The following is a 19,065-nucleotide window of genomic DNA, read 5'->3' as shown; positions in this document are numbered from 1 at the left end:
CGGAGGGGAGTACCCGGTGTCGTTCGCACACGCCAAAGAATGACCCCGCATGCCGACTGCGCGATCACGCGGGACTGCACCGCCGGGTCTTCATTCGTCGTCTGCTGCTTCATCGAAGTCGCTCCTCAGCACCTTGGACACGACAGCACCCGAGAAACCGCGCGCCATCAGGAATCGCATCTGCTTCGCGCGCTCCTTTGCGTCGGCGGGCGGCGCATCGAAGCGACGGCGCCACAAGGCCGTGGCGCGTTCGACTTCGGTCTCCTGCAGGCCTGCCACCGCCTCGGCAATGGCTTCGGGCGCGATGCCCTTGGCCTGCAATTCCTGGCGCACCCGCATCGCGCCCGAGCGGGCGGCGCGCTGGTTCAGCACCGAGGCCACCACCCGCGGCTCGCTGATGAAGTCCTTGGCCGCCAGCTCATCGAGCGCGCGGGCCAGCGTGCCCGGCTCTTCTTCGTGCTTGGCCAGCTTGCGCTCCAGCTCCAGGCGCGAATGCTCGCGCTGGCTCAGGAGCCGCAGTGCACGGCCTTTGAGGGAGGGGGCGCTGAAAGCCATTCAGAAAATAGAGCCGTTCGCGCGGCCCGCGAAGGAAGGGCCGCTGCGAACTTGCTGCTTTCCTGTCTGCTTACTCTGCCGCGGCCTTGTCGGCCTTCGGCGCCTTGGCGGGCTTGTCGGCCTTTTCGGGTTCCGCGCCGGCATCGGCGGCCAGCAGCGGAATGCCCAGCGACTCGCGCACCTTGTTCTCGATCTCGCGCGACAGCTCGGGGTTCTCGCGCAGGAACTCACGGGCGTTGTCGCGGCCCTGGCCGATTTTTTCGCCGTTGTAGGCGTACCAGGCGCCCGACTTGTCGACGATCTTGGCGGTGACGCCCATGTCGATGATTTCGCCTTCGCGGCTGATGCCCTCGCCGAACAGGATGTCGAACTCCGCCGTCTTGAACGGAGGGCTCACCTTGTTCTTCACCACCTTCACCTTGGTTTCGTTGCCGATGGCTTCGTCGCCCTTCTTGATGGTGCCGATGCGGCGGATGTCCAGGCGCACCGAGGCGTAGAACTTCAGCGCATTGCCGCCGGTGGTGGTTTCGGGCGAACCGAACATCACGCCGATCTTCATGCGGATCTGGTTGATGAAGATGACCATGCAGTTGGTCTTCTTGATGGTGGCGGTGAGCTTGCGCAGCGCCTGGCTCATCAGGCGAGCCTGCAGGCCGGGCAGCGAGTCGCCCATTTCGCCTTCGATTTCGGCCTTGGGCGTGAGCGCGGCGACCGAGTCGATGACGATCAGGTCGACGGCGCCCGAGCGCACCAGCGAGTCGACGATTTCGAGGGCCTGTTCACCGGTGTCGGGCTGGCTGATCAGCAGGTCGGACAGGTTCACGCCGAGCTTCTGGGCGTACTGCACGTCGAGCGCGTGCTCGGCATCGACAAAGGCACAGGTGCCGGCCTGGCGCTGCATTTCGGCGATGACCTGCAGCGTGAGCGTGGTCTTGCCCGACGATTCCGGGCCGTAGATTTCGATCACCCGGCCGCGCGGCAGGCCGCCGACGCCCAGGGCGATGTCCAGGCCCAGCGAGCCGGTGGAGACCACCTGGATGTCTTCGAGCGCCTCGCCTTCGCCGAGCCGCATGATCGTGCCCTTGCCGAACTGCTTTTCGATCTGGGCCAGAGCGGCCTGGAGGGCCTTGGCCTTTTCACTGTTGGCGACCGAGATGCTTGCGCCCTTGACGACTGCGTCCATGTGGAAATCTCCTTGAAAATCAACGGTTGGTGTCTGGTTTCATCCATCTGCTTTTAACCACAGGCTGGATGCTTGAACAGTAGTGTAGGGGTTCATGGATTTGAGTAAACCCATTTTTTGGTCAGTTTGCTTTACCATTTAGCACCATGTCCGACGCCGCCTTCCCGACCGATTCCGACGCCTGGCGGCAGACCCACCTGGGCCGCCTGCTGGGCCATGCGATGCGCCGCTTCGACGAGCGCGTGCTGGCGCTGATGGCGCACGACGTCGACGTGCCGCTGGCGCTGTCGAACCTCGCGGCGCGCGCCCAGGTGAGCGCCGCGCACATCCACATCACCCGGCACCTGGCGCGCGAGGGCTCGCGGCTGACCGAGCTGGCCGAGCGCGCCGGCATGACCAAGCAGGCCATGGGCGCGCTGGTCGACCAGTGCGAGGCCTGGGGGCTGGTCACGCGCGGGCCCGACCCGCTCGATGCGCGGGCGCGGCGCGTGCTCTTCACGGCCGACGGGCTGGCCTGGCTCGACGCGTTCCGCAGCGCCGTGACGCAGGCCGAGCGCGAGTTCCGCGGCAGCGTGGGCGATGACATTGCCACCGTGGTAACCATCGGACTGGAAGCCTACACAGCGGGCTAGACTCGGCCCCAGAGAGAGACAGGGACAAATGTGAACGGCGCCAGCGCGGCGCCCGAACCGGCCGGAGGTGGCGCATGAGAATTCTGATTGCCGAAGACGACCAGGTGCTGGCCGATGCCCTGTTGCGCAGCCTGCGCACTTCGGGCGCGGCGGTCGACCACGTGGCGAATGGCTCGCAGGCCGACACCGCGCTCATGACCCACGACGAGTTCGACCTGTTGATCCTCGACCTCGGGCTGCCCAGCCTGCACGGCATCGAGATCCTGAAGCGCCTGCGCGCACGCGGCTCGCAGTTGCCGGTGCTGGTGCTCACCGCGGCCGACAGCGTGGAAGAGCGCGTGAAGGGCCTGGACCACGGCGCCGACGACTACATGGCCAAGCCCTTCAGCCTGCAGGAGCTCGAGGCGCGCGTGCGCGCCCTCACGCGGCGCGGCATGGGCACCACCAGCAACGCGATCCGCCACGGCCCGCTGGTCTACGACCAGGCCGGCCGCGTGGCCACCATCGACGGAAAGATGATCGAGCTGTCGGCGCGCGAACTCGGCCTGCTCGAAGTGCTGTTGCAGCGCGCCGGCCGGCTGGTCAGCAAGGACCAGCTGGTCGACCGGCTCTGCGAATGGGGCGAGGAGGTGAGCCTCAACGCCATCGAGGTGTACATCCACCGCCTGCGCAAGAAGATCGAGAAAGGGCCGGTGCGCATCGCCACCGTTCGCGGGTTGGGCTACTGCCTGGAAAAGATCCAGAACTGACGAGCCCAGGCTCCGGGGCGTGCCGCTACGGCTGCTTGCGCATGCCCGACGTCACTATGGCGCCATCGGGCGCCTTGATCAGGAACATGATGCTGCGGAAGTAGCCGTTGCTGTCGAAGAGGCCCGCCGGCTCAAGCCCGACGGCCGCCGGCCCTGCATAAGGCCCGCCTGTGTTGAGTTTGCAGACCCCCTTGCCGTCGGTACTTGCATCGACCGCCTTCAGCGTGAAGTCGTACATGTTCTTGGCCGTGCCCGGCTGCGCCTGCGTGATGGTGCCCGAAATGCTGCAGTTGCCGATCTGTGCGCCAGCCGTCTTGCCCGTGAACGCGCCTTTCGCATCGACCTCGATCGAGACACCCACGCCGAAGCTGATGGGGCTGTCCGTGCTGCTCCACTTTCCGACCACGCTGTCTTGCGACACCGCCAGCGCGTTCTCGGCCATGTAGTCCAGCGGGCCGAATGCGGACGGCTCGCGCCCGCCGTAGGCATAGCTCCCCGTCATCGTCTTCCTGGGTGCGAAAGTGCCCGAGCCTGTCACCGGCAACGCGTCGGGGAAATACGCCGTACCCGTATTGAAGGACCAATTCGACCCCGTGACCTTGATCGCCCCCCACAGCGAGCCCGCGAACGATTTGTGGGCAATCAAGCCGCTGGCGCTGACAAAGGTGGCGTGGTGTTGATCGATGTAGAGACCTTCGCTGTCGTTGCCCACCGCAGCGGTCGAACCGGGCTGAGGTGCGCTCAACAACGGCGCGGGTTCACTGCCCGCGACCGGATCGCGATTGATCGCACGCCCGGATGTCGGCGCGGGAGGCGGTGCCGGCACCGCGGCGGTTGTCGGGAACAAAGGCAGCGGCATTCCGCCACCGCTCCCTCCACCGCCCCCGCCGCATCCGGCGAGCCCCGCTCCCGCTACCCACACGGTCGCGGCGATCCACAATGGCTGCGCGCAGCCACCCAATGACTTGTTCTTCATGACTCTCTCCCTGTGCTTTTTCGAATTGCAGAAACTGCACGCAGAGACTACAACCGGGCACCCGCGCCAACGCCCACGACAGGGCGTGGTGCCGCAGCACTAAGTCACGTCCGCCTGACCTTTCTCGCGTCTCATCGGGAACACCTCTCTTGAAGCTCTTCCAGCGCGCCCAGCGCTCCCTGTTCGGCGAAATCCTCGACTGGATGCTCACGCCGCTGCTGCTGCTGGTGCCGGTGAGCATCGGCGTCACCTGGCTGGTGGCGCAGGGCATTGCCAACGCACCCTTCGACCGCGCGCTCGAGCACAACGTCAAGGCGCTGGCCGAGCTCGTGACGGTGAAGGACGGGCAGACGCAGTTCGTGCTCTCGCAGCCGGCGCGCGAGATCCTTCGCGCCGACAACGCCGGCAATGTGTACTACCAGCTGCTCGACGGCCACGACACGCTGCTGAGCGGCGACCGCGACCTTCCGATGCCCGGCCTCGACGAGCCGTTGCCGCCCGGCCAGGTGTTCCTGCACAACAGCGCGCTGCACGGCAAGGAAGTGCGCGTGGCCTCGCTGTGGATTGCCAGCGGCAGCGACGAGGTGCCGCCGACGCTGCTGCAACTGGCCGAAACGCGCGAAAAGCAAGCTGTGCTGGCGCTGGAGATCATCAAGGGCGTGCTGTTGCCGCAGTTCGCGATATTGCCGCTCGCGGTGCTGCTGATCTGGCTGGCGCTGGTGCGAGGCATCAAGCCGCTGTCGGTGGTCGAGGCGCGCATTCGCGAACGGCGCCCCGGCGACCTGAGCCCGCTGGACGAATCCTCGGTGCCGCTCGAAGTGGTGCCGCTGGTGTCGTCGGTGAACGAGCTGCTGAACAAGCTCAACGATTCCATCGACACGCAGAAGCGCTTCCTGGCCGACGCGGCGCACCAGCTCAAGACGCCGCTGGCGGGCCTGCGCATGCAGGCCGACCTGGCGCAGCGCGAAGGCGCCAATGCCGACGAGCTGAAGCAGTCGCTCAAGCAGATCGGCCGCGCCAGCGTGCGCGCCACGCACACGGTGAACCAGTTGCTGTCGCTCGCACGTGCCGAAGGCACCAGCGCCATGACGCACCAGCAGCCCTGCGACCTCGCGCGGCTGACCATCGAGGTGGTGCGCGAGGCGGTGCCGCGCGCGATCGAAAAGCGCATCGACCTGGGCTACGACGGCGCCGAGGCGGGCGCGCCGGGCGTGCTGTTCGACGGCAACCCGACGCTGCTGAAAGAGCTGGTGCGCAACCTGGTCGACAACGCGCTCAACTACACGCCCTCGACGCCCGAGCGCCCCGGCCTGATCACCGTGCGCGTGCTGGCCGACCCCTTCGGCCACGTGCTGCTGCTGCAGGTGGAAGACAACGGCCCCGGCATCGCGGAGGCCGACCGCGAACTGGTGTTCGAGCCGTTCTACCGCGTGCTCGGCAACGAGGCCGACGGCTCGGGGCTGGGCCTGCCGATCGTGCGGGAGATTGCCAACCAGCACCGCGCGCAAGTGAAACTGGAAGACGCGCACCCAGGCAAGCATCCGCCGGGGGCGCTCTTCACCGTTCGCTTCGAGGGAGAACATCTGGAATGAGCTCATCCGCCAAAAAAAGCACGGAAGGCAACGAGGGCAAGGCCATCGAAGCGCTGCGCCGCCGTTTCACGAAGATCCGCACCGACACCGACGTGTCGGACATGTTCGATTTCGGCGCCGACCTGCTGGAACTGCAATCGGCCGAAGCACTGGCCTTCCACTACGAACTGTTGCGCGACACCGGCATGGACAGCGAGCTGTACGACTGGCTTTGCCGCAAGTTCAGCGAACGCGGCGACGAGGCCGAAGACCATCTGCTCGCGTGCTTCGAACAGGAGCAAGACCCGGCGATGCAGGCGACGGTGCTGCAGATGCTCGGCACTTTCAAGTACCGCAAGGGCCAGCGCCTGAAAGAAACTGCGGCACTGGCGCGCGCCGCGCTCGCGTCGCCGCACGAAGAGCTGCGCTGCAAGGGCCTGTGGGTGATGGGCTGGCTCGGCGGCACCACCGACATCGCGAAGGTGGCACCGCTGCTCGCCAACGACCCCGCCGTTGCAAACCGCCAATGGGCCGCCAGTGCGCTGATGCAGATCGTGCTCAACCGCCGCAGCGCGGCGCCCAAGGCGCTCGAATGCCTGCGCACGGCGCTGGAGGCTGAAAGCGATCCGGTCGCGCTTGGCGGCATCCTGGTCGCGGTGCAGGAAATCGCGGGCAAGAAGTTCGGCCTGAGTTCAAGTTCGCACGAACCGCCGTCCGAAGAAAAACTGCAGGCCGCGCTGGCCAAGGCGCACCGGATGTTCGCGCGCGCCGCCTGAAGGGATTACGGCGCGGGGGCAGGTGCTGGCGCCGATGCGGCCGGGGAAGCCGGCGTGCCGGCCTTGGGTTCCTTGCGGATCTGCAGCCACTCGGGCCGGATCTGCCGCGCCATGCGCTGCGGCTCGCGCTCGTTGAGGCCGGCCGGCGCCAGGCCAAAACCGACCAGATCGCCGCGCGCCCACAGGAAGTAGCCGGCGTTGGCCAGCAACAAGACGACGAGGAGCAGGCGCAGCTTCATTCGAATCAGAAAGACATGCCGCGAGGGCGCACGCTCACTTCGTCGCTGGTGATCAGCTGCAGGCCCGCGTCGGTGCGCACCTGCAGTTCACCGCCCCAGGCCACGCCTTCGCACAGGCCGCTGGTGCCGTCGCTCAGCACCACCTCGCGCCCGCGCAACACGTCGCGCGCGGCAAAGCGTTCGGCAAAAGGCGCGAAGCCGCCGGCCTCGAAGGCCAGCACGGCGCGCACCAGCGGCTCTGCCAGTTCGCGCAGCACCTCGGGCGCATTGGCCTCGGGGCGCCACTGGCGCAGCCACGCGGGCGGCGTGCGCATGCCGTCGCCTTCGCGCGCGCCGATGTTGATGCCGATGCCGATCACGACGTAGCGCTGCCCGTCCTGCCCCGCGGCGTGCGGCATGGCGGTTTCGATGAGGATGCCGACCAGCTTGCTGTCATTGACCCACACGTCGTTGGGCCACTTGAGCCCGACCTTGTGCTCGCCCGACGGGTCGAGGCTTTCGGCCACGCTGACACCCACGGCGAGCGACAGGCCCGACCAGTCGGCGGGCGCCAGCGGCATGCCCAGCGAGAAGGTGAGCGAGGCCGCCGGCTCCTGCCGCGGCGCGCTCTGCCAGGGACGGCCGAGGCGGCCGCGCCCGGCGGTCTGGCGCTCTGCCACCAGCAGCACCGGCTCGGTGCGGCCGGCGCGCGCACGGCGCATCAGCTCGGTGTTGGTGGAATCGATTTCGGCCACGGCCTCGACCGTGAAACCCAGCAACAGCGGCGCGACCGCCGAGGCGATCCGGTCTTCGAACCAGGCGGCCGTGGTGCTGTTGTTGCTGCTCATGCTCAGTCCTTGGCGTCGGACTTGTCTTTTTTGGCGGATTTCTTTTCCGCTTTCTTGTCGGCTTTTTTCTCGGCCTTCTTGTCAGCCTTCTGGGCTTCTTTTTTCTCGGCCTTTTTCTTTTCAGCCTTCTTCTCAGCTTTTTTCTTGGCCTTCTTCTTTTTCTTCTTCTCTTCGTCCTCGTCCTTGGGCGTCAGCAGCGTGCCGCGGCACTGCTCAGAGCCGCACCAGCAAGGAAATTCGGACAGCAGCTTGGGCGTGTAGGGCTCGTCGATGATCAAGCCGTAGTCGTAATTGAGCTCTTCTCCTGCAGCGATGTTGCGCAGCGCCTTGATATAAACGCGCCCATCGACTTCGTCGGCTTCGCAGTTCGGCTCGCAGGAGTGATTGATCCAGCGGGCGGCATTGCCTTTGACATTGCCGTCGATCACGCGCCCGTCATCGATGTGGAAGTAGAAGGTGTGATTGGGCTGGGCCGGATCGTGCGGATGGCGGCGCAGCGCCTCCTTCCAGCTGATGAGCTCGCCCTTGTATTCGATCAGCGTCTCGCCTTCGGCCAGGTCCTGTACGGCGAACACGCCGTTGCCGTGGACATCGGAGCGGCGTGTCTGAATTCGGCGACCGCCGGAAAGTGGGGTTTTGGAAGGCATGCCCGAAGTCTGTTAGTTTGAATATGCACACATGCGCGTGTGCGCGTGCGCACGCGGGAAGCCGCAGAGTATAGAGAGCCCATAGATGACAAAGACTTTGGTAATCGCTGAAAAGCCGTCGGTGGCACAGGACATCGTCCGTGCACTCACGCCGGTGGCCGGCAAATTCGACAAACATGACGAGCATTTCGAGAACGACAGCTATGTCGTGACCAGTGCCGTGGGCCACCTGGTCGAAATCCAGGCGCCCGAGGAATTCGACGTCAAGCGTGGCAAGTGGAGCTTTGCCAACCTGCCGGTGATTCCGCCCCACTTCGACCTGAAGCCGGTCGACAAGACGAAGACGCGCCTGAACGCCGTGGTCAAGCAGGCCAAGCGCAAGGACGTGACGCAACTCATCAACGCCTGCGACGCGGGCCGCGAGGGCGAGCTGATCTTCCGCCTGATCGAGCAATACGCCGGCGGCAAGACGCCGCTGGGCAAGCCGGTCAAGCGCCTGTGGCTGCAGTCGATGACGCCGCAGGCCATTCGCGACGGCTTCGATGCGTTGCGCACCGAAAAGCAGATGCAGGGCCTGGCCGACGCCGCGCGCTCGCGCTCCGAGGCCGATTGGCTGGTGGGCATCAACGGCACGCGCGCCATGACGGCGTTCAACTCGCGCGACGGCGGCTTCTTCCTGACGACCGTGGGCCGCGTGCAGACGCCCACGCTGTCGGTGGTGGTCGAGCGCGAGGAGCAAATCCGCAAGTTCGTCTCGCGCAACTATTGGGAAGTGCACGGCAGCTTCGCGGCCGAGGCCGGCGAGTACCCGGGCAAGTGGTTCAACCCCGACTGGAAGAAGGCCAACGCGCCGCTGCTGGCCAACGGCGAACCCGACCCCGAGCAGCGCGCCGACCGCGTGTGGAACGAGCAGGAAGCGCTGGCCATCGCCAATGCCTCGCGCGGCAAGCCCGCCACCGTGACCGAAGAAAGCAAGCCGACCACGCAGGCATCGCCCGCGCTGTTCGACCTGACCTCGCTGCAGCGGGAGGCCAACGGCCGTTTCGGCTTCAGCGCCAAGACCACGCTGGCACTGGCGCAGAGCCTGTACGAACGCCACAAGGCGCTGACCTACCCGCGTACCGATTCGCGCGCGCTGCCGGAAGACTATCTGCCCGTGGTCAAGCAGACCATGGGCATGCTGGCCGACAGCGGCATGAAGCACCTGGCGCCGTTCGCCAAGCAGGCGGTCGACGGCAACTACGTGAAGCCCAACAAGCGCATCTTCGACAACGCCAAGGTGTCGGATCACTTTGCCATCATCCCGACGCTGCAGGCCCCGAGCGGCCTGAGCGAAGCCGAGCAGAAGCTGTATGACTTCGTGGTGCGGCGCTTTCTCTCGGTGTTCTTCCCGAGCGCCGAGCACCAGGTGACCACGCGCATCAGCACGGTCGAGCAGGGCGGCAAGAAGTACCCGTTCCGCACCGACGGCAAGGTGCTGGTCAAGCCGGGCTGGCTGGCCATCTACGGCAAGGAAGCGCAGGACGACGAGAAGGAAGACGACAAGGACGGCAAGCGCCTCGTGCCGGTGAAGCCGGGCGAGATCGTCAACACCGAGTCGGCCGACATCAAGGGCCTGAAGACGCGCCCGCCCGCGCGCTACTCGGAAGCCACGCTGCTCGGCGCCATGGAAGGCGCCGGCAAGACCATCGACGACGACGAGCTGCGCGAAGCCATGCAGGAGAAGGGCCTGGGCACGCCAGCCACGCGCGCGGCCACCATCGAAGGGCTGATCGCCGAGAAGTACATGCTGCGCGAAGGCCGCGAGCTGATCCCGACCGCCAAGGCCTTCCAGCTCATGACGCTGCTGCGCGGCCTGGGCGTGGAAGAACTCTCGAAGGCCGAGCTGACCGGCGAGTGGGAATACAAGCTCGCGCAAATGGAAAAGGGTGCGCTGAGCCGCGACGCCTTCATGCGCGAGATCGCGGCCATGACCGAGCACATCGTCAAGAAGGCCAAGGAATACGACCGCGACACCGTGCCCGGCGACTACGCCACGCTCGAGACGCCATGCCCCAACTGCGGCGGCGTGGTGAAGGAAAACTACCGGCGCTACGCCTGCACCGGCAAGAGCGGCACGGGCGAAGACGCCTGCGGTTTCTCGTTCGGCAAGTCGCCGGCCGGCCGCACCTTCGAGGTGGCCGAGGCCGAGGCGCTGCTGCGCGACAAGCACATCGGCCCGATCGACGGCTTCCGCTCCAAGGCCGGCTGGCCCTTCACGTCCGAGATCGTCATCAAGTACGACGAGGAAGCCAAGAACTGGAAGCTGGAGTTCGACTTCGGCGACGACAAGAATGCCGAGAGCGGCGAAATTGTCGACTTCAGCGCGCAGGACACCGTGGGCCCGTGCCCGGTGTGCGGCGCGCCGGTGTTCGACCACGGCAGCAACTACGTGTGCGAGAAGTCGGTGCCGACCACCGCGCAGCCCACGCCCAGTTGCACCTTCAAGACCGGCAAGATCATCCTGCAGCAGCCGGTGGAGCGCGACCAGATGGAAAAGCTGCTCGCCACCGGCAAGACCGACCTGCTCGACAAGTTCGTGAGCATGCGCACGCGCCGTGCCTTCAAGGCCTTCCTGACCTGGAACGCCGAAGAGGGCAAGGTGACCTTCGAGTTCGCACCGCGCGAAGGCGGCAGCAAGTTCCCGCCGCGCAAGACCTTCGGCAAGCCGGCGGCAAAGACCGCGGCAGCCAAGAAGGTGGCGGCGAAGAAGACGCCCGCGGCCAAGAAGGCACCGGCCGCGAAGAAGGCGGCCACGCCACGCAAGCCGGGCGCGGGCCTGAAGCCCAGCGACTCGCTGGCCGCGGTGATCGGCGCCGATCCGGTGGCGCGCACCGAGGTCATCAAGAAGCTGTGGGACTACATCAAGGCCAACAACCTGCAGGACGCGACCAACAAGCGTGCCATCAATGCCGACGCCAAGCTGAAGCCCGTGTTCGGCAAGGACCAGGTGACGATGTTCGAACTGGCGGGCATCGTGGGCAAGCACCTCTCGGCGCTCTGAGCCATGCGGCGCAGACACCTTGCCACCGCGCTGGCCGCGGCAGCCATGCTGCTGGGCGGAACAACGGCGACGGGCATGGCCCAGGCCGCCGCGTGGCCTGACAAGCCCGTCAAGCTGGTCGTGCCTTTCCCTCCGGGGCAGGCGACCGACATCTTTGCCCGCGCGCTTGCCGAACAGCTCGGCAAGCGGCTGGGCCAGCCGGTGATCGTTGACAACAAGGCCGGTGCGGGCAGCAACATCGGCACCGAGTTCGTGGTGCGCGCGCCGCCCGACGGCTACACGCTGGTGGTGGCGGGCAGTGCGATGGCGGTGAACCAGACGCTCTATGCCAAGCCGGGGTTCGACCCGCGCCGCGACCTGGTCGGCATCTCGCTGATCGCCAAGGTGCCGCTGGTGTTCCTGGCCACGCCCGAGAGCGGCATTCGCACGCTGGCCGACCTCACGGCGCGCGCCAAGGCCGAGCCGGGCCGGCTGAGCTACGCGAGCGCCGGCATCGGCGGCACGCAGCACCTGTCGGGCGAGATGTACAAGTCTGCGGCGCATGTGTTCATCACGCACATTCCGTACCGAGGCAGCGGGCCGGCGCAGTCGGATTTCCTGGGCAACCAGATTCCGCTGATGGTCGATTCGGTGACGGCCGCGCTGCCGCACATCAAGGCGGGCAAGGCAATTGCGCTGGCGGTGACTTCGGCCACGCGCTCGTCGCAGTTGCCCGACGTGCCCACCGTGCGCGAAAGTGGCGTGGCCGGCACGAAGAACTTCGAGGCCGTGGGCTGGCTCGGCCTGATGGCACCGCGCGGCACGCCACCCGAGATCGTGGCGCGGCTGAACCACGAAGTGACCGACATATTGAAGAGCGAGCAGATGGCGCGCTTCATCCGCGAGCGGGGCTCCGAGCCGGCGCCGACGAGCGGGCCCGAGTTCGACCGCTTCGTGGCAAGCGAGATCGGGCTCTGGGGCGCGGCGGTGAAGGCTTCGGGCGCAAAGCCCGAATAACCGGTCAGGGCAGGGCGGCCGACGGCGGCGACGCCACCGCTACTGCCCCCGTCACTTCCGCGCTGCGGTCGACCTCGGCCAGCAGCCAGTTGCGGAAATGGTCGAGCGTGGCCAGCTGGCCGCGTCCTTCGGGGTAGCAGAACCAGTAGCCCTCGTTGCCCCGGTAGCCGCCGTTGGGCAGCGGCTCGTCCACCAGCCCCGAGGCAATTTCGTCCTGCACCAGGCAGCGCGGCACCAGCGCCACGCCCATGCCCACCATCACCGCGCGGATCATGGTCTGGAACTGGTCGAACTGCGGGCCCGCCAGCGGGTCGAGCCCGCGCACGCCGTGCGTCTCGCTCCATTGCACCCACGACTGCGGCACCGTCACGTGGCGCAGCAGCGTGCAGCGCGCCACGTCCTGCGGCGTATTGATGACGGTCTCGGCCTGCGCCGCGCGCGGCGCGATCAGCGCGACGTCTTGCCCCGACAGGTAGTGCGAGCGGGCGCCGGGCCAGTGGCCGTCGCCGAACAAGATGGCGCAGTCGAGCTCGGGCCGCTCGAAGTCGTAGCCATGCACGAAGGGCACGAAATGCAGCGTGATCTGCGGATGCCGGCGCTGGAAGTCGGGCAGCCGCGGAATCAGCCACTTGGCGCCGAAGGTGGGCAGCGTGGACAGGTGCAGCGCACCACCGCCGTCGCCGCTGGTAATGAGCTCCAGCGTGGCCGCCTCTAACTGTGCGAGCAGGGCGCGCACCGCCTTCTCGTAGCGCTCGCCGGCGGGCGTGAGCGCCAGCCGCTTGCGGCTGCGCTCGAACAGCGGTGCGCCGATCCAGCGCTCGAGTTCCTGAACCTGCTTGCTGACCGCGCCCTGCGTCAGGTGCAGCGCTTCCGCAGCGCGCGAGACGCCGCCGAAGCGCACCACGGTCGAGAAGGCACGCAACAGGTTCAGGGGCGGGTTGAGGCGGCGCAGTGACATGGCGAGATGCCCATTAAAACATTCCAGATCAGAATGTTAGCGGGTATATCCTTTGCTTCGAGTAATGCAGCAAATCGCTCCATCTCTCCCTGTTTCATTGGAAGAACCTCATGCAACGTCGTCATTTCATTTCCACACTGGCCGCCGCTTCCGTCGTTCCAGGAATATCTTTTGCCCAAGGCAAGCCGATTCGCCTGGTCGTGCCCTTCCCACCCGGCGGCGCCACCGACATCACGGCCCGCGTGCTGTCCGAGCCCCTGGCCAAGATCCTCCAGCAGCCCGTGGTGATCGACAACCGCGCCGGCGCCGGCGGCTCCATCGGCATGGCCGAGCTGGCCCGCGCCACGCCGGACGGCCTGGTCTTCGGCGTGGCCACGCTGTCCACCCACGGCGTCAACCCGGCCGTGTACGCAAAGCTGCCGTACGACCCGATCAAGGGCTTCGTCGCGGTGACCGAGCTGGTGAAGGCACCGGGCGTGGTGGTCATCAACCCGTCCGTGCTGCCGGTCGGCAGCTTCGCCGAACTGGTGAAGTACCTGAAGGCCAACCCGGGCAAGGTGTCGTACGCCTCGCCGGGCAACGGCACCATCGGCCACATGTGGGGCGAGCTGTTCAAGAGCAGCACCGGAACCTCGATGGTGCACATCCCCTACCGCGGTGCGGGCCCGGCCATCAACGACGTTCTGGCGGGCCAGGTGCCGGTGTACTTCGACCAGGTGGCGTCGTCGCTGCCGCACGTGAAGGCGGGCAAGCTGAAGGCGCTGGCCGTGTCGTGGAGCGGCCGCCTCGACGTGCTGCCCGAAGTACCGACCTACGGCGAGCTGGGCTACCCCGCCAACAACGACCCGTCGTGGTTCGGCATGATCGCGCCGGCCGGCACGCCCGCCGAGCTGGTGCAGCGCATGCAGCAGGCCGTGGTGACCGCGCTGAAGGACAGCTCGGTGCGCGAGCGCCTGTCGCTGCAGGGGCTGTATGCCTCGGGCACCACGCCCGCGGAGTTCACGAAGCAGATTGCGAGCGAGATCGAGAAGATGAAGAAGGTGGCTGCCTTCGCGCGCATCCGATTGGACTGACCGACACTGCCTATGCATCCAGTTCTGAAACTGATTCAAACCCGCGCCCAGGTGACGAGCATCGCCGGGCACACCCCGCTGGTGCTGGACTCGCCGCACAGCGGCACCGTCTACCCCGACGACTTCCGGCCCGTGTGCGACCTCGCCACGCTGCGCCGGGCCGAAGACACCCACGTCGAGAAGCTCTATGCCTTCGCGAGCGACATGGGCGCGGCCTGGATCGAGGCGCACTTTCCGCGCAGCTACCTCGATGCCAACCGCGACATGACCGAGGTCGACACCACCATGCTCGACGGCCCGTGGACCGGGCCGGTGTCGACCGATCCGCGCGTGCTGTCGAAAGTGCGCCTGGGCAAGGGCCTGATCTGGAAGCTCACCGACGAAGGCCTGCCGATCTACGACCGGCCGCTCACGGTGGACGAGGTGCGCCAGCGCATCGACCAGTGCTGGCGTCCGTACCACGCGGCGGTGGCGCAGGCCATCGACGAAGCGCACGCACGGCACGGCTACAGCATCCACATCAACTGCCACTCGATGCCGGCCATTGCGGGCAGCCATGCCACCGACTTCCCGGGCCTTGCGCATGCGGACTTCGTGATCGGCGACCGGGACGGCAGCACGGCCGCGCCCGCGCTGTCGCACAAGCTGTGCGAGCACCTGCGCGCGCTGGGCTACAGCGTGGACTACAACCACCCGTACAAGGGCGTGGAGCTGGTGCGACGGCACGGCAACCCGGCAGGGAACCGGCACAGCATCCAGGTCGAGATCAACCGCAGGCTCTACATGGACGAGGCCACGCTGGCGCTGGACGAAACCGGCGCGGCGCGGCTGCAGGAGCACCTGCGATCGATGGTCGCGATGCTGCTGGCGACCGATCCGCGCTGACCGGCGCGGGCCGGCTGGGCGGGGTTGTGCCGCGATTGCGGCAACAACAACCCTGCCGCCAGCGGGCATGTTGTTACAGCGCGGAAAGGGCTGCGGCCTATAGTGGCCGCAGTCTCATCCTTCCCCTGGAGTCCGTCTTGAAATCAATCATTGCAGCTGTTTTCGCCATCGCGATGGGCGTGCTGGTGTCGGGCTGTGCCGGCACGGGATCGGCCGGCGGTGCGTCCGGCACTTCGAGCACCTCGTCCGGCAGCGGCGTCACGGTGTTCGGCACCATCGACGCGAGCGTCAGCGGCACGACGAACCGCTCGGACCGCCGCTGACCGCGGGCAATAAATAGCAACAGCTAGCGGCGCAGCAGCGCCTGCCGCAGCACCCGCGCCGCGCGGTCGCGGATCTTGCCGGGGCCCGAGCGCGGCAGCGTCTTCGGCGCGACCTTCGCGGTTGCGCAGGCCCACAGGAAGTCGTGAAGGATCGGCGTGTCGTCGACCGTCTCGGTGCTGCCGTACTTATGAAACTCGGGGTGCCACTGGGTCGCGGCGATGTAGCTGCGCCCCCGGTCGGCGCGCCGGCGAATGGCCTCCGGCACGCGGTCGGGCAGGCTCCAGGCCTCGATGTCGAAACCGGGTGCGATGTCTTTCACGCCCTGGTGGTGAATGCTGTTGACGCGCGCGGTGTCCAGCTGCGGATAGAGCTTCGACAGGCGCGTGCCCTTCACGATCTCGATCTCGTGAAAGTTCTGGTCGTAGGTCACCGGGTCGCGGTGGCGCAGCCCGCCCGAGTGCTGTGCCTCGATGTCCTGGTAGAGCGTGCCGCCGAAGGCCACGTTGATCAGTTGCAGCCCGCGGCACACGCCGAAGATGGGCTTGCCGGCCTGCTCGAAGGCTTCGACCAGCGCCAGGTCGTACAGGTCGCGGATCTGGTCGCCGATCCATGCGTCCTTGAGCGGCACTTCGCCGTAGCTGCCGGGCCAGACGTCGGCACCGCCATGCATCACCACGCCGTCGAGCCACTCGGCGTAGTGCGACAGCTTGGTGTCGCCGCGCGCGGTTTCGCCGGTGGGGCAGGGCACCATCACGACCATGGCGCCGGCCGACATGAGCCAGTGCGCGATCGATTGCTCGACGTATTGCAGCGTCTTGTTGGTGAAGAGCGACCGGGCCGGGTCGGCGTGCGAGAAGCAGGCGGACAGGCCGATCTTGAGCCGTGCGGAAACAGGTTGCGTCATCGCGGGACTGTCAGCGCGAACTGAACGGTTGATGCGAAAAGGAAAATCCATTGTGGCTCGTTGGCCTCTCGCGCGGGGTCGGACGACACGCCAAGTATGCTTTCAACGCTGCCCCACCGAATAAGGAAGACAAGCCAATGAAAACCATCAAGGGCCCGGCCATTTTTCTGGCCCAGTTCGCCGGAGACACCGCACCGTTCAACACGCTCGACGGCATTGCCGGCTGGGCCGCGGGGCTCGGCTACAAGGGCGTGCAGATTCCAAGCTGGGACGCACGCCTGTTCGACCTGCGGCGCGCCGCCGAAAGCAAGACCTACTGCGACGAAGTGAAGGGCACGCTGGCAAAGCACGGCCTGGAGATCACCGAGCTCTCGACCCACCTGCAGGGCCAACTGGTCGCGGTGCACCCGGCCTACGACGCGGGCTTCGACGGCTTCGCGGCGCCCGAGGTGCGTGGCGATCCGGTCAAGCGCCAGCAATGGGCGGTGCAGCAGCTGCACTTCGCGGCCAAGGCCTCGGCCAACCTGGGGCTCACGGCGCATGCCACCTTCTCCGGCGCGCTGGCCTGGCCGTACCTGTACTCGTGGCCGCCGCGCCCGCCGGGACTCATCGAGGAAGCCTTCGACGAACTGGCGCGCCGCTGGCGCCCGATCCTCGATGCCTTCGACGCGGTGGGCGTCGACGTGGGCTACGAGATCCACCCCGGCGAAGACCTGCACGACGGCGTGAGCTACGAGATGTTTTTGGAGCGCGTGAACAACCACCCGCGCGCCTGCCTGCTGTACGACCCGAGCCACTTCATGCTGCAGCAGCTCGACTACCTGGCCTACGTCGACCACTACCACGAGCGCATCAAGATCTTTCACGTGAAGGACGCGGAATTCAACCCGACCGGCAAGCAGGGCGTGTACGGCGGCTTCCAGAGCTGGATCAACCGCGCGGGCCGCTTCCGCTCGCTGGGCGACGGGCAGGTGAATTTCAAGGCCATCTTCTCGAAGATGGCGCAGTACGACTTTCCGGGCTGGGCAGTGCTGGAGTGGGAGTGCTGCATCAAGCACCCCGAAGACGGCGCACGCGAAGGCGCGGCCTTCATTGCCGAGCACATCATCCGCGTAGCCGACCGGGCCTTCGACGACTTCGCGGCCGGCGGCGTCGACGTGGCCGCGAACAAGCGGATGCTGGGAATCGGCTGAAGCCTTTTCAGAGCAGCGCGACGAGCCGCCGAATCGCACCGTCGATCTGCGATTCACCGATCAGGCCGTAGCCGAAGGCCAGGCCGTTGGGTGCATCAGGCGCCAGCGGGTCCAGTGCGAAGCGCGACAGCGGCGGCAGCGTGATGCCGGCCGCGGCGGCGCGTTCGACCACGGTGTCGGCCCGCGTGCCGCCGCGCAGCCAGGCCGACAGGTGCAGCCCGGCATCGGACGGAATCACTTCGAGCCGCCCTTCGCCATGCCGCGCCAGTGCGTCGATCAGCGCGGTGCGGCGCGCGCCGTACAGCTTGCGCATCTTGCGGATGTGGCGCGCCAGGTGCCCTTCGGCGATGAAGGCGGCCAGCGCCTCCTGCCCGAGCACCGGGCCATGCCAGTCGGCCAGCTCGCGCGCCCGCACCAGCGCCGTGCGGGCCCAGGGCGGTGCGACCACGAAGCCCAGCCGCAGCGCGGGAAACAGGCTCTTTGAAAAGGTGCCGACGTAGAACACCGACTCGGCGCGGTCGAGCGTCTGCAGTGCGTCGAGCGGGCGGCCGGCAAAGCGGAATTCGCTGTCGTAGTCGTCCTCGATCACCACGGCGTTGCGCACTCGCGCAAAGGCCAGCAACGCGGCGCGGCGCTGCGGCGACATGGCCACGCCGGTCGGAAACTGGTGCGAGGGCGTCACGCAGATCACGCGCGCCTCGGGCGGGATGCGGTCGATGCACAGGCCCTCGGTGTCGGTCGGCACGGTGACCACTTTCGCGCCCGCGGCCAGCAGGGCTTCGCGCAGCGACGGGTAGAACAGCTCTTCCACCGCGACCACCGTGCGCCCCGGCACGACGAGGATGCGCGCCAGCAGCCCAAAGGCCTGCTGCGCGCCGGCCGTGACCACGATGTCGTCGGCGGTGCAACCGACCGCCCGCGTGAACGATACGTGCCTGGCGATGGCCTCGCGCAGCGTGGCCTGGCCCTGCGGATCGGCGTAGTCGGCCGGCTTGCGCGCGAGGTGGCGCAACGCGCGGTCGGACAGGCGGCGCCAGATGTCGAAGGGAAAGGCGGCGATGTCGGGCAGGCCGACACGGAAGTCGTCGCGCGACGCTTGCGGCTGCAGCGTGGGTGCGAGGTCGGCGCCCGGCACGTTCAGCGGCACCAGCCGCGGATCGCGCCTGGCGGCCGAACCCTTTGCAGTGCGGGCGGTGCGCCCGCGCCGCGACTGCGGCAGCGTGTCGGCCACATAGGTGCCGGCACCGGGGCGCGCCAGCAGGTAGCCCTCGCTCAGCAGCAGGTCGTAGGCCGCGAGCATGGTGTTGCGCGAGATGCCCAGGCGCAGCGCCAGCGCGCGCGTGGCCGGCAGCCGCGCACCGGGCTGCAGCCGGCCATCGAGGATGGCGCTGCGCAGCTGGCGGTGCACCTCGCGCAGCAGGTCGCGCGAGCCGCTGTCCGGCAGGCGAATGGCGAGTTCGAAAAGTGGTTCCATGAACTTCGCTGATTGTGGTTCTTTTGAAGAGCCAATCGCAAGCCTATTCTGAAGGCCTTG

Annotated in this window: 19 protein-coding genes; 10 read left to right on the top strand and 9 right to left on the bottom strand. The window is 67.2% G+C overall.

From position 1 onward, the window contains the following. Positions 1–90 precede the first annotated feature (90 nt). Together recX and recA are read right to left on the bottom strand one after the other, a co-directional pair. On the bottom strand, positions 91–555 hold the full coding sequence (gene recX, locus DBV14_RS10325) for a recombination regulator RecX (RefSeq protein WP_124459094.1): 465 nt from the start codon (positions 553–555) through the stop codon (positions 91–93). 70 nt (positions 556–625) lie between these two features. After that, complete coding sequence (gene recA / locus DBV14_RS10320; RefSeq protein WP_124459093.1) at positions 626–1,738, bottom strand: recombinase RecA; 1,113 nt, start codon at positions 1,736–1,738, stop codon at positions 626–628. A gap of 146 nt (positions 1,739–1,884) precedes the next feature. On the opposite strand from recA, the gene DBV14_RS10315 reads away from it, so the two are divergent. Together DBV14_RS10315 and DBV14_RS10310 are read left to right on the top strand one after the other, a co-directional pair. Next, the gene (locus DBV14_RS10315; protein WP_124459092.1) at positions 1,885–2,370 is read left to right on the top strand and encodes a MarR family winged helix-turn-helix transcriptional regulator; all 486 of its coding nucleotides are present in this window, start codon (positions 1,885–1,887) and stop codon (positions 2,368–2,370) included. Positions 2,371–2,444: 74 nt separating this feature from the next. After that, complete coding sequence (locus tag DBV14_RS10310; RefSeq protein ID WP_093128962.1) at positions 2,445–3,119, top strand: response regulator transcription factor; 675 nt, start codon at positions 2,445–2,447, stop codon at positions 3,117–3,119. A gap of 25 nt (positions 3,120–3,144) precedes the next feature. Here DBV14_RS10310 and DBV14_RS10305 read toward each other — a convergent pair whose 3' ends face one another. Then, on the bottom strand, positions 3,145–4,095 hold the full coding sequence (locus DBV14_RS10305; protein WP_124459091.1) for a hypothetical protein: 951 nt from the start codon (positions 4,093–4,095) through the stop codon (positions 3,145–3,147). A 149-nt stretch (positions 4,096–4,244) separates the two neighbouring features. Between DBV14_RS10305 and DBV14_RS10300 the strand changes: the two genes are divergently transcribed. Further along, a complete protein-coding gene (locus DBV14_RS10300; protein WP_124459090.1) occupies positions 4,245–5,687 on the top strand; it encodes a sensor histidine kinase in 1,443 nt (480 codons plus the stop codon). After that, a complete protein-coding gene (locus DBV14_RS10295; protein ID WP_124459089.1) occupies positions 5,684–6,442 on the top strand; it encodes a HEAT repeat domain-containing protein in 759 nt (252 codons plus the stop codon). The genes DBV14_RS10300 and DBV14_RS10295 overlap by 4 nt, the downstream gene beginning before the upstream one ends. Positions 6,443–6,447: 5 nt before the next feature. On the opposite strand, the gene DBV14_RS10290 is transcribed toward DBV14_RS10295, so the two are convergent. The 3 genes from DBV14_RS10290 to DBV14_RS10280 are packed head-to-tail and all read right to left on the bottom strand — an operon-like array spanning position 6,448 to position 8,155. After that, positions 6,448–6,681, bottom strand: a complete 234-nt coding sequence (locus DBV14_RS10290) for a sporulation protein (RefSeq protein ID WP_124459088.1) — start codon at positions 6,679–6,681, stop codon at positions 6,448–6,450. Between the two features lie 5 nt (positions 6,682–6,686). Then, positions 6,687–7,508: a biotin--[acetyl-CoA-carboxylase] ligase gene (locus tag DBV14_RS10285; protein ID WP_124459087.1), complete on the bottom strand. Its 822-nt coding sequence runs from the start codon at positions 7,506–7,508 to the stop codon at positions 6,687–6,689. A 2-nt stretch (positions 7,509–7,510) separates the two neighbouring features. Continuing rightward, positions 7,511–8,155 (bottom strand): SET domain-containing protein, encoded by a 645-nt coding sequence (locus DBV14_RS10280; RefSeq protein ID WP_124459086.1) that lies wholly within the window; start codon positions 8,153–8,155, stop codon positions 7,511–7,513. 85 nt (positions 8,156–8,240) lie between these two features. Here DBV14_RS10280 and DBV14_RS10275 point away from each other — a divergent pair, with 85 nt between their 5' ends. Together DBV14_RS10275 and DBV14_RS10270 are read left to right on the top strand one after the other, a co-directional pair. Next, positions 8,241–11,198 carry a DNA topoisomerase III gene (locus DBV14_RS10275; RefSeq protein ID WP_124459085.1) on the top strand — a complete coding sequence of 986 codons (2,958 nt, stop codon included), beginning with the start codon at positions 8,241–8,243 and terminating at the stop codon, positions 11,196–11,198. Between the two features lie 45 nt (positions 11,199–11,243). Continuing rightward, the gene (locus DBV14_RS10270; RefSeq protein WP_124459098.1) at positions 11,244–12,194 is read left to right on the top strand and encodes a tripartite tricarboxylate transporter substrate binding protein; all 951 of its coding nucleotides are present in this window, start codon (positions 11,244–11,246) and stop codon (positions 12,192–12,194) included. Between the two features lie 4 nt (positions 12,195–12,198). Here DBV14_RS10270 and DBV14_RS10265 read toward each other — a convergent pair whose 3' ends face one another. Then, positions 12,199–13,152 (bottom strand): LysR substrate-binding domain-containing protein, encoded by a 954-nt coding sequence (locus DBV14_RS10265; protein ID WP_124459084.1) that lies wholly within the window; start codon positions 13,150–13,152, stop codon positions 12,199–12,201. Between the two features lie 110 nt (positions 13,153–13,262). Between DBV14_RS10265 and DBV14_RS10260 the strand changes: the two genes are divergently transcribed. From DBV14_RS10260 to DBV14_RS10250, 3 genes are all read left to right on the top strand, one after another. After that, entirely contained in the window at positions 13,263–14,225 is a 963-nt protein-coding gene (locus DBV14_RS10260; protein WP_124459083.1) for a tripartite tricarboxylate transporter substrate binding protein BugE, read from the top strand. A gap of 12 nt (positions 14,226–14,237) precedes the next feature. Further along, positions 14,238–15,110 (top strand): N-formylglutamate amidohydrolase, encoded by an 873-nt coding sequence (locus DBV14_RS10255; protein WP_124459082.1) that lies wholly within the window; start codon positions 14,238–14,240, stop codon positions 15,108–15,110. Between the two features lie 137 nt (positions 15,111–15,247). After that, a complete protein-coding gene (locus DBV14_RS10250; RefSeq protein ID WP_124459081.1) occupies positions 15,248–15,433 on the top strand; it encodes a hypothetical protein in 186 nt (61 codons plus the stop codon). A 23-nt stretch (positions 15,434–15,456) separates the two neighbouring features. Here the strand turns inward: DBV14_RS10250 and DBV14_RS10245 are convergent, their stop codons facing one another. Further along, on the bottom strand, positions 15,457–16,338 hold the full coding sequence (locus DBV14_RS10245) for a gamma-glutamyl-gamma-aminobutyrate hydrolase family protein (RefSeq protein ID WP_124459080.1): 882 nt from the start codon (positions 16,336–16,338) through the stop codon (positions 15,457–15,459). Between the two features lie 137 nt (positions 16,339–16,475). Here DBV14_RS10245 and DBV14_RS10240 point away from each other — a divergent pair, with 137 nt between their 5' ends. Then, positions 16,476–17,531: a sugar phosphate isomerase/epimerase gene (locus tag DBV14_RS10240; RefSeq protein ID WP_124459079.1), complete on the top strand. Its 1,056-nt coding sequence runs from the start codon at positions 16,476–16,478 to the stop codon at positions 17,529–17,531. 7 nt (positions 17,532–17,538) lie between these two features. Here DBV14_RS10240 and DBV14_RS10235 read toward each other — a convergent pair whose 3' ends face one another. After that, the gene (locus DBV14_RS10235; RefSeq protein WP_124459078.1) at positions 17,539–19,005 is read right to left on the bottom strand and encodes a PLP-dependent aminotransferase family protein; all 1,467 of its coding nucleotides are present in this window, start codon (positions 19,003–19,005) and stop codon (positions 17,539–17,541) included. Positions 19,006–19,065 lie beyond the last annotated feature (60 nt).

The organism is Variovorax sp. KBW07 (assembly GCF_003852515.1).
In the GTDB taxonomy this organism is placed as follows: Bacteria; Pseudomonadota; Gammaproteobacteria; order Burkholderiales; family Burkholderiaceae_C; genus Variovorax.
Note: the sequence above shows the minus strand (reverse complement) of the source record. Positions and strands in the feature narration are given on the sequence as shown.

Excerpts from the sequence above, each read along its gene's own strand:
- recX (WP_124459094.1), bottom strand. The coding sequence starts at position 555 with ATGGCTTTCAGCGCCCCCTCCCTCAAAGGCCGTGCACTGCGGCTCCTG.
- recA (WP_124459093.1), bottom strand. The coding sequence starts at position 1,738 with ATGGACGCAGTCGTCAAGGGCGCAAGCATCTCGGTCGCCAACAGTGAA.
- DBV14_RS10315 (WP_124459092.1), top strand. The coding sequence starts at position 1,885 with ATGTCCGACGCCGCCTTCCCGACCGATTCCGACGCCTGGCGGCAGACC.
- DBV14_RS10310 (WP_093128962.1), top strand. The coding sequence starts at position 2,445 with ATGAGAATTCTGATTGCCGAAGACGACCAGGTGCTGGCCGATGCCCTG.
- DBV14_RS10305 (WP_124459091.1), bottom strand. The coding sequence starts at position 4,095 with ATGAAGAACAAGTCATTGGGTGGCTGCGCGCAGCCATTGTGGATCGCC.
- DBV14_RS10295 (WP_124459089.1), top strand. The coding sequence starts at position 5,684 with ATGAGCTCATCCGCCAAAAAAAGCACGGAAGGCAACGAGGGCAAGGCC.
- DBV14_RS10290 (WP_124459088.1), bottom strand. The coding sequence starts at position 6,681 with ATGAAGCTGCGCCTGCTCCTCGTCGTCTTGTTGCTGGCCAACGCCGGC.
- DBV14_RS10285 (WP_124459087.1), bottom strand. The coding sequence starts at position 7,508 with ATGAGCAGCAACAACAGCACCACGGCCGCCTGGTTCGAAGACCGGATC.
- DBV14_RS10280 (WP_124459086.1), bottom strand. The coding sequence starts at position 8,155 with ATGCCTTCCAAAACCCCACTTTCCGGCGGTCGCCGAATTCAGACACGC.
- DBV14_RS10275 (WP_124459085.1), top strand. The coding sequence starts at position 8,241 with ATGACAAAGACTTTGGTAATCGCTGAAAAGCCGTCGGTGGCACAGGAC.
- DBV14_RS10270 (WP_124459098.1), top strand. The coding sequence starts at position 11,244 with ATGCTGCTGGGCGGAACAACGGCGACGGGCATGGCCCAGGCCGCCGCG.
- DBV14_RS10265 (WP_124459084.1), bottom strand. The coding sequence starts at position 13,152 with ATGTCACTGCGCCGCCTCAACCCGCCCCTGAACCTGTTGCGTGCCTTC.
- DBV14_RS10260 (WP_124459083.1), top strand. The coding sequence starts at position 13,263 with ATGCAACGTCGTCATTTCATTTCCACACTGGCCGCCGCTTCCGTCGTT.
- DBV14_RS10255 (WP_124459082.1), top strand. The coding sequence starts at position 14,238 with ATGCATCCAGTTCTGAAACTGATTCAAACCCGCGCCCAGGTGACGAGC.
- DBV14_RS10245 (WP_124459080.1), bottom strand. The coding sequence starts at position 16,338 with ATGACGCAACCTGTTTCCGCACGGCTCAAGATCGGCCTGTCCGCCTGC.
- DBV14_RS10240 (WP_124459079.1), top strand. The coding sequence starts at position 16,476 with ATGAAAACCATCAAGGGCCCGGCCATTTTTCTGGCCCAGTTCGCCGGA.
- DBV14_RS10235 (WP_124459078.1), bottom strand. The coding sequence starts at position 19,005 with ATGGAACCACTTTTCGAACTCGCCATTCGCCTGCCGGACAGCGGCTCG.